The following is a 13029-nucleotide window of genomic DNA, read 5'->3' as shown; positions in this document are numbered from 1 at the left end:
TTTTCGACCCTCCCGCTCCAGGAGTGGTGATCTCGGCGGGAGAACTGGTGGGGTGGGCTCGCCCTGATCGCCGGCGACGAGCCCGGGGCGCCGGTCAGCCGTGCAGATCGGCGGCGGGGAACGGGCGGCGCTCGTCGAACCGCAGGGACAGCCGGCCGGCGGCGCGCCACGCCCTCGCCACGAGGTCCGTGTCCTCCTCGGTCACGAGGTTGCCCATGACCCGCAGCGCGACCCGCATCAGCGGCGTCGAGCGCATCCCGACCGGCCCGGCGAGCGGCAGCAGCCGGGGGATCGTGAGCAGCCCGGCGAGCCGGCGGGCGATGGAGAAGGCCTGGCCGTAGTGCCGGCGCAGGGTGGCGGGCCAGGCCCGGTCCAGGTCCTTCTCGGTCGCCATGAGTTCGGCGACCAGCCGGCCGGTCTCCAGGCCGTAGTCGATGCCCTCGCCGTTGAGCGGGTTGACGCAGCCCGCGGCGTCGCCGACCAGCGCCCAGTTCGGGCCGGCGACCCCGGACACCGCCCCGCCCATCGGCAGCAGCGCGGACCGGACCAGGCGCACGGGCCCGTCGAGCTGCCAGTCCTCGCGGCGCAGGGTCGCGTAGTGCTCGATCAGCGACTTCAGCTGGACGCCGGCGGGCCGTCTGTCGGTCGCGAGCGTGCCGACGCCGATGTTGACCTCGCCGGTGTGCAGCGGGAACACCCAGCCGTATCCGGCGAGGACCTCGTTCTCGGTGCCGCGCAGCTCGAGGTGGGAGGAGATCCACGGATCGTCGTGCCGGCCGGAGCGGATGTACCCGCGGGCCGCGACGCCGTAGGCGGTGTCCTTGTGCCACTCCCGGCCGAGCACCCGGCCGAGCGTGGAGCGGGCGCCGTCGGCCACGACCAGCCGCTCGCAGCGGACGGTGGCGCTCCCGCCCTCGGCCAGGGCGAACGTCACGCCCGAGACCCGCTCGCCGTCGCGCTCCACGCCGACCGCCTTGGCGCCCTGCACCGGCACGGCCCCGGCCTCGAGGGCGACCTCGCGGATGCGGGCGTCCAGCTCGGTGCGGGCCACCGCGCTGCCCTCCGACGGCAGCGACCCGCCCGGCCACTCCAGCAGCAGCTCCTGCCCGAAGCCCGCGGCGCGCAGACCGCGGTTCGCGCCGTGCCCGCGCACCCACTCGCCCAGCCCGAGGCGGTCCAGCTCCGCCACCGCGCGGGGGGTGAGCCCGTCGCCGCAGGTCTTGTCCCGGGGGAACGCCGCGGCGTCGGCCAGGACGACGTCGAGGCCCTGCCGGGCGGCCCACGCGGCGGCCGCGGACCCCGCCGGCCCGGCCCCGACGACGAGCAGGTCGGTGGACCCGGGAACGGGGCTGGGATCAGGCGCCATGCCCCCAGTGTGACAAGCGGAGATCGGTGCGGGAGCCGCGGGCGGCGCCGCTCACACCCGCCCGCTCCACCGACACCCCCCGGCGGCCCACCGTCCCCACGACACGCGGCGGCGCCCCGGCCCCCCATCGGCCCGGGCGGCCACCCCTTCGGCCGGGGCGTCGCCCCGACTCGCGCGCTCACACCTCCCGGGCGCGGGCGGCGATCCGCATCGAGGCGGCGGCCGCGCTGCCCGTGAGGGTGGCGACGGCGAGTCCGATCACCAGGTGCACCGCGGCGAGGGCGAGGGCCGCGCCGAGCGACACCGAGGTGACGAAGGGCAGGACGACGGCCACCGCGGTCCCCAGCCCGACGATCCAGCCCAGGTACTCCAACGGGCGCGGGGTGGTGAGCAGCAGCAGGTGGGCGACGCCGGTCGCGACGAGCGCGGCCGCGGCGGCCAGGGTGCACAAGAGCACGAGCCCGGCGGTGCCGAACGTCCCGGTGGCGATGATGTGCGCCGCCGGGACGAACCCGACGACGACCCGCACGACCAGCGCGCCGACCAGACCGGCGAGCGCCGCGACCACCGCGGTGGCGAGACCGCCGGACCACAGCCGCCCGGCGTCGGCGGCGGCTCGGGCCGGCCGGAGCGGGGTGGGGACGCGGACCGTGGCGTCGGTGGCGGCGAATCCGTGGGGGGCGGTCATGGCGAGCCTTCTTCCGGCCTTGCACGGGTGGTTCCCGCGGCACGGGAGAAGGGTCGCGCCGGGGCGTGGCGGGCACCGCCGGGCGACCGGGGGGTCCGGCGGATGGTCCCGGTGTCGGGCGATCGGGGGACGGCGGCCGGCCGAACCGCCGCCTCAGGCCCGGACGGGCACCGCGGTCGCCGACGGCAGCAGGGACCGCATGGCCATCGCCCCGAGCACGGGTCCGGGGAGCAGGACGAGCAGCGCGGCGGACCACCCGGCGGAGCCGGCGACCAGCGGGACCACCGGGATGCTCACCGCGGTGAGCAGGAAGCCCAGCGCGGTCTGGGTGGTCAGCGCGGTGCCGACGTACCGGCGGTCGGCGACGTCGCTCAGCGCGCCGGTGAACACGCCCGAGTCGGCGACGACCGCCGCCCCCCACACCGCGCAGAACGCGACCAGCCCGGGGGCCCCGGCCCCGACCATCACCGGGGAGAGCAGGCAGCAGCTGCCGCTCACCACCAGCGCGGCGACCGCCACCGGCGCCGGGCCCACCCGGTCCGCCAGCCGCCCGGCGACGGCGCAGCCCAGCGCTCCCGCCAGCCCGGAGACCGCGAACACGACGAGCTCGACGGGCAACCCGCCCGCGGACGGGGTCGCGGCGAGGTAGGCGGGCAGCCAGGTCCAGAAGGCGTAGAGCTCCCACATGTGCCCGAGGTAGGCGCACACCACGAGCAGGGGCCGGCGCTCACGGACCATCCGGACGGCGTACCGGGGATCGGGGCGCGGCGCGGGCGCGTGGCCCGGCCCGGGCCGGACGAGCACGGCGGCCAGCAGGGCCGCCAGCAGGCCTGCGGCGGCGGCGCCGAGCAGGACGCCGCGCCAGGGCAGCCCCGGTCCGGCGAGACCGCCCAGCAGATGGGGGAGGGCGGAGCCGAGCGTCAGGGCGCCGACGAGCACGCCGAGATCGCGGAAGCGGGTGCCGGGGCCGGACCAGGACGCCGTCAGCTTCATGCCGACCGGGTAGACCCCGGCCAGGAAGACGCCGGTCAGCGCGCGCAGGACGAGCGCGGGCCCGGGGGAGTCGACAGCGGTGGCCAGCACGAGCGTGCAGCCGGCCGCGCCCAGCGCGGACCAGGCCAGCAACCGGTGCGGGCGCACCCGGTCCGGCAACGTGAGCAGCGCCGACGTGACCGCGCCCGCGACGAAGCCGAGCTGCACGGACACGGTGAGCCCGACGACCGTCGCGTCGCCGATGCCCCACTCGGCCCGCAGCCGGGGCACCACCGCGGACGCCGAGAACCAGACCGCGAGCCCGAGGACCTGGACCAGCGCGATCGCGGCGCGCGGACCGGTCCGGGCGGGCGTGCGGTGGCGGGCGACCCGCATCGGTCCTCCCCGTGACGTCGGCGACTGTCACGGGGAGTATCGATCAGGTCACGTACGGTTCGCGATCCGGGTCGTGGGTGCCGGTCGCGCGGCGCAGCTGCACGCTGGTCCAGCCGAAGATGCCGACGCAGGCCAGCGCGATCACGGCGAAGACGATCGCGGGGACGAGTGCGCCGTCCATCAGGAACACCACGGTCACCAGCACGCAGAGCAGGAACGCGAGCACCGAGATGCCCCGGTGCAGCTTCAGGGCGCTCTGTCCGTCGTGGGAGCCGGTGCCGGAGTTCGGGCCGCCGAAGCCGAGGACCGGCCGGCCCTTGATGGAGGTCGCCGCGGCGCGCACGTCGGGCGGGGAGGCGGAGTCGGGGTCGCCGCCGTGGGTCCGGTGACCGGCGGCGCGTTCGTCGCTCGGAGTGGCCATGCGCCACTGTACCCGGTTCGCGGCCGATCGATTCACGGCTCGGGCCGGCTCACAGGGCGTCCACAGCGACCCTGCGGACACACCGCGGAGCCGGGGGCACGAGTCCCGCGGCTCCGCCGACCGGGCGCCGTGCGCGGGTCAGCCGATCACGACGTTCGTGGCGAAGGTGCCGGCCGGGTAGTACCGGCGGGCCGTCTCGAGCGGGAGGCGCAGCAGCGCGACCGAGGTGGTGGTGTCCTCGGGCAGACCCGGGGGCCCACTCGCGCCAGGCGTGCAGGACGGCGGCGGCGTCGTCGGCGTCGGCGCCGGCGCCGGCGCCGGCGCCGACCGTCAGCGCGCCGCCGAAGAACCGGGCGACCGGGACGAGGTGGAACTCCATCTCGGTGACGATCCCGAAGTTGCCCTTGCCTCCGCGGACCGCCCAGAGCCTCCGCCCGCCGGCGCGCCGCTACGGCTTCGCACCCGGCGTCCGGCAGCGGCGTACCGCACCGCCGCGGCGACGTCGTCCGTGCTCGTCGCGCCGACCACCACGGCCGCGGCCGGGGCGTGGGCGACGTCGGAGCCGGCGACCGCGTCGGCGAAGCCGCGGTCGCCGGGCTGCAGGGCGGGGCCGACAACGGCGGCGGTGAGCGCCGCGAGCCCGCCCGGGCGGAGGGCGTCGGCGACGACCGCGTCACCGGGCGTCCCGGAGTGTGGCCAGCACCCGTCTCGCGGTACGGCTGCCCGTCCGGGCAGGATGATCCGACGTGGGGATCGGCAGGTCCGGCCGTCGTGGCGAGGAACGGCCCAGCGAACGCCTCCGGCAGCCGCAGCCGTTGCTGCGCAGGCGGATCGCGTCCGGGCGCGGGGCGATGGACCAGCCGAACGTCACCGGCGACGGCGACGTCCCGCTGACCGTCCGGTTCTGGCTGGTGGTCGTGCTGACCGGCGTCGGCGCGGGCCTGTTCGGGATCGTGCTGATGCTGCTCCTCGGCACCGTCGCCAGGCTCGCGTTCGGGCCCGGCGCGGACGTGGACTTCCTGGCCGCGGTCGAACGGGCCTCCTGGCTCCGGCGGGTGCTCCCGCTGCTGGTCGCGGGGGTGATCGGGGGGATCGGGTGGTTCCTGCTGCGTCGCCACGTCCCCGGTCGCTCGGACGTCGACGACGCAGTCTGGACCGGCGACGGCCGGCTCGGGTTCCGCCGCAGCGCCGGGAGCTCCGTGCTCTCCGTGACCGTGGTCGGGCTCGGGGCGTCGCTGGGTCGCGAGGCCGCACCGAAGCTGATGGCCGGGGTGTGCGGCAGCCTGCTCGCGGGCTGGGCCGGCCTGACGACGCCGCAGCGCCGGCTGCTCGTGGCCTGCGGCGCGGGCGCCGGGCTGGCCTGTGTGTACAACGTGCCCCTCGGCGGGGCGTTGTTCACCGCGGAGGTGCTGGTCGGCGCGGTGCGGCTGCCCGTGATGCTGCCCGCGCTCGCGTGCTCGGCCGTCGCGACGCTGACCGCGTGGATCGGCCTGCCCTCCGGTCCGATCTACCCCGGTGTGCCGGACTTCGCGTTCTCCGCATCGGCCCTGGTCTGGGCCATCCCGGCCGGGGTGCTGATCGGCCTGCTCGCGGTGCTCTTCGTGCGTCTGATCGCGTGGGTCTCGCACCGGGTGCCGCGCGGCCGGGTGGCGCTCGTGGCGCCCCTCGCCGCGTTCGCGGTGCTCGCCGCGCTGGGGCTCGCCTTCCCGCAGCTCTACGGCAACGGGCAGGACATCGCCGCGCAGGCCTTCGCCGGGATCGGCCCGCTCTGGCTGTTCGCCGCGCTGTTCGTGCTGAAGCCCCTGGTCACGGTCCTGTGCCTGGGCAGCGGCGCCTCCGGCGGGCTGTTCACGCCGACGCTCGCCACCGGCGCGGCGCTCGGCGCCTGCCTGGGCGGGGCGTGGTCCCTGCTGTGGCCCGGCACGCCCGTCGGCGCCTACGCGATGATCGGGGCCGCGGCCATGATCGGGGCCGGCATGCAGGCGCCGCTGGCCGGGCTGGCGCTCGTGCTGGAGCTGACCCACAGCGGGTTCGGCCTGATGGTGCCGATGATGGTCGCGACCCTCGTGGCCACGGCGGTGTCGCGGTGGGTGGACGGCTACTCGATCTACTCCGCGCGGCTCGCCGAGCGCGTCACCCCTGTGGGCAGCGGCCCGAACCGGTAGCGGCCCGCCGTCAGTCCGGCAGGAGCGCGTCGACGAGCCCGCGCGCCCAGCCCGGCGAGCCCGGCTCGCCGGTGAAGATCGCCCGGTAGTACAGCGGCCCGAGCAGCGCGTCGGCCGCCCGCTCGACGGTGGGGACGGCGCCGCCCCGCGCCTCCTCCCGCGCGATCATCGCCGCGAGCTGGTCCTCCCGGTCGCCGCGGCAGGCGCAGGCGCCCTGCTCGCCGCCGGCGCCGAGCGTGGCCCGCATCAGGGCGAGGACGTCCGGGTCGGCGAGGTCGGTGGCGACGTCGGCCGCCCAGCGCTGCAGGTCCCCGCGCAGCGACCCGGTGTCGGGGACGACGACGTCGCCGGAGAACCGGCTGGTCGCGGCGTCGGCCAGCAGCTCGCCCACCGAGCCCCAGCGGCGGTAGAGGGTGGTCGCGTGCACGCCCGCCCGGGCGGCGACGGCCGGGATGGTCAGCCCGTCGCCCACCTCCTCGGCGAGCAGCTCCTCGACGGCCCGGTGCACGGCCGCACGCACCCGCGCCGAGCGCCCGCCGGGGCGCGACCCGGTGCCCGCGCTCGGGGTGTGCGTGCCCTTGACCGGCGTGGATGCAGCCATGTAGGCGATTATTGCACCGATTGCTGCGTCAAGCTAACGCAATGATCTGTGCGTTCGTGCTACGGTGACAGCGTTAACGCACAGATCGCTGCACGAACTTGCGAGGCGAGCATGTCGGTCACGACAAGGGCGACGGCCCGGGACATCCGGTTGCGGGGGCCGTACTTCGCGGGCGTGGCCGCGATGATCACGCTGTTCCTGGCGGCGTCGAGCGCGCCGTCCCCGCTCTACGTCGTCTACCAGCAGCTGTGGGGCTTCACGCCGACGGTGCTCACGGTGGTGTTCGCCATCTATGTGGTCGGCCTGCTGGGCTCGCTCCTGGTCGTGGGCGCGCTGTCCGACCATGTCGGCCGCCGGCCCGTCCTCTTCGGTGCGATCCTGCTGGAGATCGTGGCGCTGGTGCTGTTCGTGCTGGCCGGCGACGTGGTCGTGCTCTCGGTCGCGCGGTTCCTCCAGGGCGTCGCCACCGGCGTCGCGATGACGACGCTCGGTGCGGCACTGGTCGACCTCGAGTCGCCGGCCGCGCCCGGGCGGGCCGGCGTGGTCAACTCCGTCGCCCCGACGACCGGGCTCGCGCTGGGCGCGCTGGGCTGCGGTGCGCTCGTGGAGTTCGGGCCCGCGCCCACGCGGTTCGTGTACGCCCTGCTCCTGGCCGGGATGGGGCTGGCGGCGGTGGTGGTCGCGCTCATGCCCGAGACGTCCGCACGGCGGCCGGGTGCCCTGGGGTCGCTGCGCCCGAAGGTCGGCGTGCCGGCCCGGCTGCGGGCCGAGGTCGCCCCGGTGGTGCCGGTGATGATCGCGAGCTGGGCGTTGGGCGGGCTGTACCTCTCCCTCGGGCCGTCGGTCACGGCCGGGCTGTTCGACCTGCGCAACCATCTCGTCGGCGGCTTCGTCGTGACGCTGCTGTGCGGCACCGGCGCGGCCACCGCGTTCCTGCTGCGCAACCGGTCGGCGGTGCAGCTGCTGGCGCCCGCCGCCGCGCTGCTCGGCCTGGGCACCCTCGTCACCCTGGTCGGCCTGACGACCGGGCTCATCGCCGTCGCGGCGCTCGGGACCCTGGTCGCGGGCGTCGGGTTCGGGGCGGCGGCGCTGGCGACCTTCGGCACCTTCGCCCGGATCGCCGCGCCGCACGAGCGCGGGGCGCTGTTCGCCGTCGCCTTCGTGATCTCCTACGTGGCCTTCAGCGTCCCGGCAGTGGCGGCCGGGTTCGCCGGCACCGCGTTCGGCCTGCGGCTCACGGCCGAGGTCTACGCGCTGGTCATCGTGGTGATCACCGCCGCGGCCCTGGTCCTGCGGCTGGCCCTGGCCCGCGCGGCCCGCCGAGCGGCCCCGGTCTGCTCCTGACCGGACCCGTCGGCGCCGATCGGCGGGGTCGAGCCGTCAGGGCTGGTCGCGGACCAGGGAGAGCCGGCCGTCGGGGGGACCGGCGGTGTTCCACGTGCCCTCCTCGGCCGACCACGTGCGGCCGTCGTAGCTCACCTCGGACAGGCCGAACCGGGCGGCGTGCGCCACGAGCCAGCTCGCGATCGCCCAGCCCCGCTGCGCCGGCTGCGGTCCGCTGAGCCGCGCGGTGCCGAGCTCCTGCGCGGCGACGGCGGCGACGTCGTCGGGTGGGGACTGCGGCGTGAGGTCCTGGCAGCGCAGCGCCGCGGGCTCCTGCCCGGTGAGGGCGCCGGCGATCGCGCGGGCCTGCGGCTCCCACTGGGCGTAGGCGTCGGGGGCGGCCGAGCGCTGGACGAGCTGGGCGGCCTCGGTGACCGACACGTCCTGCCAGTCCGGCAGCTTCTTCAGTGCCCGGTAGAAGGCCTGCGCCGCGTACACCGGGTCGGTGACCTGCGCGTACGTGCCCCAGCCCTGGCTCGGCCGTTGCTGGAAGAGGCCGGCCGAGTCGCGGTCGCCGCCGGTGAGGTTCCGCAGCCGGGACTCCTGCAGCGCGGTCGCGATCGCCACGGTGACGGCGTGGTCCGGCAGGCCTTCGGCGTAGCCGACCCCGCCGATCGTCGCGGCGTAGTCCGCCTGCTCGAGGGTCAGCGACACCGACCGCCCCGCCCCCGTCACCACGCACTTCGGTTCGGGGCGCGTGTTCGTCCACCAGAGCACGCCGCCCACCACGAGCACCCCGACGAGCAGGAGCGACAGCAGGGTCGCCGCGGTGCGGTTCACGCGGCGCCCTCGGTCATGAGCCCATCGTGCCCGAGCCCGCGGGTGCCGTCGGGCAGCGGACCCGCCGTGTCGGCCGCGCCGGTTCTGACAGTGCTGTTATATTAGCACTGTGACATCGTCGGACCCCACGCTCGAGAGCTGGCTGCGGCCGCTCAAGGACCTGCTCGACACGATGGACGCCGCGATCGCCGAGCTCTACGCCGAGCGCGGGGTCCGCGGCGTGCGCACCCGGTTCAGCATGGCGCTGATCCGACTCCACCACCGCGGCCCGATCCCGATCAAGGAGCTGGCGGCGCAGCTCGACGTCACGCACTCGGCGATGAGCCAGACCGTCACCGAGATGCGCAAGGAAGGGCTGGTCGAGACCGCGCCCGGCGCCGACGCGCGCACCCGCGAGGTCGTGCTCACGGAGAAGGGCCGCGCGCTCGTGCCCTTCCTGGAGGCGGAGTGGCGCGCCACCGAGGCGGCCTTCGCCGAGCTCGACGCCGCCCTGCCGTACCCGATGACCCGGGTGATCTCCGACGTCGCGGCCGCGCTGCACGAGCGCCCCTTCCTCGACCGCATCCGGGCGCACCTCGCCGGGACCGGCGGCGGGTGAGCGCGCTCGACCGGGTCCTCGACACCCGGCCCCTGCGCGGTCATCCCGGGTTCCGGCGGCTCTGGGTCGGCACGACGGCGTCGACCTTCAGCGGTCAGGTCGCGGTGGTGGCCGTGCTCACCCAGGTCTGGGAGCTGACGGCGAGCCCGGTGCTGGTCGGCGTGGTCGGGCTGGCGACGGGCGTGCCGATCGCCGTGTTCGGCACCCTCGGCGGCACCCTCGCCGACGCCCTGGACCGCCGCCGGCTGGTGCTGGTCACCAGCGCGGCGGCGGCCGTCGTCGCAGGGCTGCTCGCGCTGCAGGCGGCGATCGGTCTGCGCTCGTGGGCACTGGTCCTCGCGCTGGTCGCGGCGCAGACGGCCGCCACCGCGCTCGGCTCGTCGGCCCGGCGGACCTTCGTGCCGCGGCTGCTCCCGCGCGGCCAGGTCGGCCCGGCACTCGCCCTCAACCACATCGCGTTCCAGGCCGCGATGCTGGTCGGACCCGCCCTGGCCGGCCTGCTCGTCGCGGGGTGGGGGACCACCGCGGCCTACGGCCTCGACGCCGCGGCCACGGCCCTGTCGCTCTACGGCGTCGCGCGGCTCCCCGCGATGCGTCCGGACCGGACCGACGCGGGGCGGGGACTCGCAGCGGGGCTGCGCGACACGGTCGAGGGCTGGCAGGTCCTGCTGCGCACCCCGGTCCTGCGCGCGGCCCTCGCCACCGACCTGGCGCAGACCCTCCTCGCGATGCCCGTCGCCCTCTTCCCGGCGCTCAACGCCGAGCGCTTCGGCGACGACCCCCGCACGCTCGGGCTGTTCCTGTCGGCGATCGCGGCGGGCGGGATCGTCGCCGCGCTGACGTCGGGGCCGGCCACGCGGGCCCGGCGGCCCGGCCTCGTGATGGTGTGGGCGGCGGGGCTGTGGGGGCTGGCACTCGCCGCGTTCGGGCTGGTCGACGGCCTGGTGGCCGGTCTGGTCTGCCTCGCCGTGGCCGGGGCGGCCGACACCGTCTCGGTGATCTCCCGCGGCACGCTGATCCAGCTCGCGACGCCGGACTCGCACCTCGGGCGGGTCAGTGCCGCGGAGTACGTCGTCGGGGTCGGCGCGCCCGGGATCGGCAACGCCCGCGCCGGGCTCGTCGCCGGGTACGTCGGCCCCGAGCCGGCCGCGGCGACCGGTGGTGCCGCGTGCGTCGTGTGCGTGGCGCTCGTCGGCGTGACGGCGCGGGAGCTGCGCCGCTGGACCGTCGACGGACGGGACTGAGGGGCGCCGGACCGGGCGCGGCGCTCCCGGCGGACGGGGTCGGGGCGGGGCAGGATGGACGGATGATCGACCGCGAGGGGCCGGCGCCGCTCCCCGGCGGCGCGCCGGATCCCGACGCCCGCCGCCGCCGTCCCGACGCCGAGCGGCGCCGCGCGGCGGCCGCCTGCCTGCGGTCCCTCCTGCCCGCCCTGCGGCCCGAGGCCGAGGAGGCGCTCGGCCGGGCCGAGGCCGTCGGGTTCCTGGCCCGCCTCGAGCTGTGGTTCCCCGACCTGCACCTGCCCCTCGACGCCCTCTACGGCGACCGCCACGACACCGACGCCCTCGCCGCCCGCCTCGTCCGCGACGCGCTCGCCGCCGCGGCCGCCCGACCGGCGCCGATGCGCGAGCTGGACCGCCGTCGCGAGGTGCACCTCCGCTGGTACCAGGAGCCGCGGATGGTCGGGTACGTCGCCTACACCGACCGGTTCGCCGGCACGCTGCGCGGCCTGCACGCCCGCCTCGACCACCTCGCCGAGCTGGGCGTGACCTACCTGCACCTCATGCCGCTGCTGCGCCCCCGGGAGGGGGAGAACGACGGCGGCTACGCCGTGGCCGACCACGGCGCCGTCGACCCCCGGCTCGGCACCCTCGGCGACCTGGAGGAGCTGGCGGGGGCGCTGCGGGCACGGGGGATGAGCCTGTGCGTGGACCTGGTCCTCAACCACACCGCGCGCGAGCACCCGTGGGCGCGCGGGTGGCTCGCCGGTGATCCGCGGTACGCCGGCTTCTACATCGCCTTCCCCGACCGGACCCTGCCCGACGCCTACGAGGCGACCGTCCCCGACGTCTTCCCGGACCGGGCGCCCGGCTCGTTCACCTGGGTCCCGGAGGCCCGCGACGGCGCCGGCGGCTGGGTGTGGACGACCTTCTGGGACTACCAGTGGGACCTCGACCACACCAACCCCGAGGTCTTCGCGGCGCTGCTGGGGGCCGTGCTGGCGCTGGCCGACCGCGGCGTCGAGATCTTCCGGATGGACGCCGTGCCGTTCCTGGGCAAGCGGCTGGGCACCAACTGCCAGAACCAGCCCGAGGTGCACGACATCCTGCAGGCCCTGCACGCCGCGGTGAAGCTCGCCGCCCCGGCGACCGTGTTCAAGGCCGAGGCGATCGTCGCGCCGGAGGACCTCGTGCCCTACCTCGGCGGGCACCCCCGGCACCGGCCCGAGTGCGAGCTGGCCTACCACAACCAGCTGATGGTGCTGCTGTGGTCGTGCCTGGCGACGAAGGACGCGCGGCTCGCGGTGCAGGCGTTGCGGCGCATGGACCCGATCCCGCACGAGGCCTCCTGGGCCACCTACGTCCGATGCCACGACGACATCGGCTGGGCGGTCAGCGACGTCGACGCCGCCGCCGTCGGCTGGACCGGCCCCGCGCACCGGCGGTTCCTCAACGACTTCTACTCCGGCCGTTTCCCGGGTTCCTTCGCCCGCGGCGCGCTGTTCCAGGAGAACCCGGAGACCGGCGACGCCCGCATCTCGGGCACCGCCGCCTCGCTCTGCGGCATCGAGCAGGCCCTCGACGTCGGCGACGGCGGCGGGCTCGAGGCCGGGATCCGGCGCCTGGTGCTGCTGTACGCGGTCGCCTATGCGTACGGCGGGGTGCCCTTGCTGTACATGGGCGACGAGCTCGCCCTCCGCAACGACCACTCCTACCTCGCCGACCCCGCCCGCGCCGCCGACAACCGCTGGATGCACCGGCCCTGGCTCGACGCCGGCGCCTTCGCCCGCCGGCACGACGCCACCTCGGTGGAGGGCCGGGTGTCCGGCTGGCTGCGCCGGCTCGCCGCCACCCGCGCCGAGCTGCTCGCCCTGCACGCCGGCGCTCCCGCCGAGGTGCTCGTGCTCGACGACCCGCACGTCCTCGCCTGGCGTCGACGCCATCCCCGCAGCGGCACCTTCCTCGGCCTGGCCAACTTCGCCGAGCACCCCGCCTCGGTCGACGCGGGCCTGGTCGCGGGGCTCGACACCGTGCTCGGCCCGGACGGGCCGATCCAGGTCCACGACGGCCGCGCCCATCTCCCCGCCCTGGGATTCGCCTGGCTCGCCGAACCGTAGGAGGCCCCAGGCACTGACCGACCTCGCCCGGTCGTGGGTCGTGGGTCGGGGTGATGGGCGGGGCAGGCCCCAGCCGGAGCGGACCGGCCCCTCCGCGAGAGCGAACCCCGGGGCGATCCTTGCCATGATCATCGCCTCAGGATGGAAGCGGTCGATTCTCGACCTTCCCGCTCCACGACCGACGATCACGCTCCCGGCCCGGGGCCGGCACCTCGCCCCATTTGTGATCACCATTTCGGGACGGACACGGTCGATTTCCGGCCTTCGCGGTCCACACCCAGTGATCAAGAAGCCGGCCCGCCCGGCCGTCGACCGGTGCCGC

General features: G+C 76.3%; 11 protein-coding genes. 5 read left to right on the top strand and 6 right to left on the bottom strand.

The window, feature by feature from the left end:
* Nucleotides 1-94: 94 nt before the first annotated feature.
* From LWC35_RS26125 to LWC35_RS26110, 4 genes are all read right to left on the bottom strand, one after another.
* Complete coding sequence (locus LWC35_RS26125) at nt 95-1366, bottom strand: geranylgeranyl reductase family protein (protein ID WP_232872906.1); 1272 nt, start codon at nt 1364-1366, stop codon at nt 95-97.
* Nucleotides 1367-1544: 178 nt separating this feature from the next.
* Nucleotides 1545-2054 carry a DUF6069 family protein gene (locus tag LWC35_RS26120; RefSeq protein WP_232872905.1) on the bottom strand — a complete coding sequence of 170 codons (510 nt, stop codon included), beginning with the start codon at nt 2052-2054 and terminating at the stop codon, nt 1545-1547.
* Nucleotides 2055-2207: 153 nt separating this feature from the next.
* Complete coding sequence (locus LWC35_RS26115) at nt 2208-3422, bottom strand: MFS transporter (protein WP_232872904.1); 1215 nt, start codon at nt 3420-3422, stop codon at nt 2208-2210.
* A gap of 43 nt (nt 3423-3465) precedes the next feature.
* Nucleotides 3466-3843, bottom strand: coding sequence for a hypothetical protein (locus tag LWC35_RS26110; RefSeq protein WP_232872903.1), 378 nt, complete (start codon nt 3841-3843; stop codon nt 3466-3468).
* Between the two features lie 746 nt (nt 3844-4589).
* Here LWC35_RS26110 and LWC35_RS26105 point away from each other — a divergent pair.
* Entirely contained in the window at nt 4590-6008 is a 1419-nt protein-coding gene (locus LWC35_RS26105) for a chloride channel protein (RefSeq protein WP_232872902.1), read from the top strand.
* 10 nt (nt 6009-6018) lie between these two features.
* Here LWC35_RS26105 and LWC35_RS26100 read toward each other — a convergent pair whose 3' ends face one another.
* Nucleotides 6019-6609: a TetR/AcrR family transcriptional regulator gene (locus LWC35_RS26100; protein WP_232872901.1), complete on the bottom strand. Its 591-nt coding sequence runs from the start codon at nt 6607-6609 to the stop codon at nt 6019-6021.
* 111 nt (nt 6610-6720) lie between these two features.
* On the opposite strand from LWC35_RS26100, the gene LWC35_RS26095 reads away from it, so the two are divergent.
* The gene (locus LWC35_RS26095) at nt 6721-7953 is read left to right on the top strand and encodes an MFS transporter (RefSeq protein WP_232872900.1); all 1233 of its coding nucleotides are present in this window, start codon (nt 6721-6723) and stop codon (nt 7951-7953) included.
* Between the two features lie 36 nt (nt 7954-7989).
* Here LWC35_RS26095 and LWC35_RS26090 read toward each other — a convergent pair whose 3' ends face one another.
* Nucleotides 7990-8772 carry a VldE C-terminal domain-containing protein gene (locus LWC35_RS26090; protein ID WP_232872899.1) on the bottom strand — a complete coding sequence of 261 codons (783 nt, stop codon included), beginning with the start codon at nt 8770-8772 and terminating at the stop codon, nt 7990-7992.
* Between the two features lie 109 nt (nt 8773-8881).
* Here LWC35_RS26090 and LWC35_RS26085 point away from each other — a divergent pair, with 109 nt between their 5' ends.
* The 3 genes from LWC35_RS26085 to LWC35_RS26075 all read left to right on the top strand — a co-directional run bounded on the left by LWC35_RS26085 (nt 8882) and on the right by LWC35_RS26075 (nt 12707).
* Nucleotides 8882-9370, top strand: coding sequence for a MarR family winged helix-turn-helix transcriptional regulator (locus LWC35_RS26085; RefSeq protein WP_232872898.1), 489 nt, complete (start codon nt 8882-8884; stop codon nt 9368-9370).
* Entirely contained in the window at nt 9367-10614 is a 1248-nt protein-coding gene (locus tag LWC35_RS26080) for an MFS transporter (RefSeq protein WP_232872897.1), read from the top strand. The genes LWC35_RS26085 and LWC35_RS26080 overlap by 4 nt, the downstream gene beginning before the upstream one ends.
* A gap of 62 nt (nt 10615-10676) precedes the next feature.
* Nucleotides 10677-12707: an alpha-amylase family protein gene (locus LWC35_RS26075; RefSeq protein ID WP_232872896.1), complete on the top strand. Its 2031-nt coding sequence runs from the start codon at nt 10677-10679 to the stop codon at nt 12705-12707.
* The last annotated feature ends 322 nt before the right edge of the window (nt 12708-13029 follow it).

The sequence above is a fragment of the Pseudonocardia kujensis genome, from assembly GCF_021283305.1.
GTDB classification, from domain to species: Bacteria; Actinomycetota; Actinomycetes; order Mycobacteriales; family Pseudonocardiaceae; genus Pseudonocardia; species Pseudonocardia kujensis.
Note: the sequence above shows the minus strand (reverse complement) of the source record. Positions and strands in the feature narration are given on the sequence as shown.

Excerpts from the sequence above, each read along its gene's own strand:
- LWC35_RS26110 (WP_232872903.1), bottom strand. The coding sequence starts at position 3,843 with ATGGCCACTCCGAGCGACGAACGCGCCGCCGGTCACCGGACCCACGGC.
- LWC35_RS26125 (WP_232872906.1), bottom strand. The coding sequence starts at position 1,366 with ATGGCGCCTGATCCCAGCCCCGTTCCCGGGTCCACCGACCTGCTCGTC.
- LWC35_RS26100 (WP_232872901.1), bottom strand. The coding sequence starts at position 6,609 with ATGGCTGCATCCACGCCGGTCAAGGGCACGCACACCCCGAGCGCGGGC.
- LWC35_RS26095 (WP_232872900.1), top strand. The coding sequence starts at position 6,721 with ATGTCGGTCACGACAAGGGCGACGGCCCGGGACATCCGGTTGCGGGGG.
- LWC35_RS26115 (WP_232872904.1), bottom strand. The coding sequence starts at position 3,422 with ATGCGGGTCGCCCGCCACCGCACGCCCGCCCGGACCGGTCCGCGCGCC.
- LWC35_RS26075 (WP_232872896.1), top strand. The coding sequence starts at position 10,677 with ATGATCGACCGCGAGGGGCCGGCGCCGCTCCCCGGCGGCGCGCCGGAT.
- LWC35_RS26120 (WP_232872905.1), bottom strand. The coding sequence starts at position 2,054 with ATGACCGCCCCCCACGGATTCGCCGCCACCGACGCCACGGTCCGCGTC.